The sequence below is a fragment of the Lutibacter sp. B1 genome, assembly GCF_012524075.1.
Lineage (GTDB): Bacteria > Bacteroidota > Bacteroidia > Flavobacteriales > Flavobacteriaceae > Lutibacter.
In genome coordinates, this window is record NZ_JAAZUI010000113.1 from 1 (window position 1) to 1074 (window position 1074).

General features: G+C 28.6%; 2 protein-coding genes. Both read left to right on the forward strand.

From position 1 onward, the window contains the following. On the forward strand, positions 1 to 210 hold a 210-nt coding region (locus HGB55_RS15460), incomplete at its 5' end, for a hypothetical protein (protein WP_211047416.1). A gap of 8 nt (positions 211 to 218) precedes the next feature. Then, positions 219 to 575 (forward strand): hypothetical protein, encoded by a 357-nt coding sequence (locus HGB55_RS15135; RefSeq protein ID WP_168817918.1) that lies wholly within the window; start codon positions 219 to 221, stop codon positions 573 to 575. Positions 576 to 1074: the final 499 nt, after the last annotated feature.

The window sequence follows — 1074 nt, forward strand, 5'->3', positions numbered from 1 at the left end:
GATAAACAGATTATTGAAAATCTCTCTGTTTTATTTTATACAATAATTGAAAAGTCAACTGATTTGAACAAAAAGCAAGAATTAAATATGAGAAAAATGATTGATAAAACATTTTTGATGATTGATTACCTTGATAATAATTCAAATATATTTTCATTAAATCGAATGAATATGAAAAATCAATTAAAAAAATTAGAAAGATTATATTAGTCGAAAAAATGAAAAAAATAAAATTATCCAGAGAAAGTGTAGCTATGGGAGATGCTCCGCATTTAATGGAATTTGAAATCCATCCTGATTGGAAAATTAAAGAAATTTTGAAAAATATTATCAAATCAGGATATTTACCAAAAATATATGGTAGAAAATCTACTTGGAGTGTAGCTATAAATGAGCCAATTGCAGTTATTACACAAGAAAACCCAAAATCTCTAATGCTAATTTGTTTATCTGATTTTCCATATAAAGGAACTAAATCTTTTGTAGATATTGAGCATATACATTTTAGTTATCACCAACAGAAAAAACCTGATGAAGTTTTTGAAGTTTTATCAAGGTTTAGAATTAAACCTTAAATTCAAAAACGTGTTACAACACTGGCTATATTGCATTGTGGCGGATTTTCTTTTTCAGAAAATCCTCGTATATTTACTAGCACAATTGCTTTGGCGGAAAAATCTTACCGATTTTTCCACAACGACAACATAGCCTAAACCGTTGGGTAAAATGGGGGAATTTCAGGCTGAAATTCCTAATTTGAGTTTTATGAGTTTAAAATCTCAAACTGTCTGAGACACAAGCCGAAAAAATTACTGAGATAAAAAAGCTTGAAAACTACTTCTACTCTATTGAAAGAAAATTAAAGCAGAAAGAGTTGAGCAATGAATCCGAAAATAGAAAGTTGAAACGTAAAAAACTCATTGAAACGTGAGATTTTAGCACAATGACGGAATTATAAGTTGAAACGGAAAGAATTAAGCACAACGCCGGAAATGAGCAATGAAAATGGAAAAACTCATTGAAACGTGAGAGTTGAACTGAAAAATATTCAAGAATAATTAAAACTTAACGATA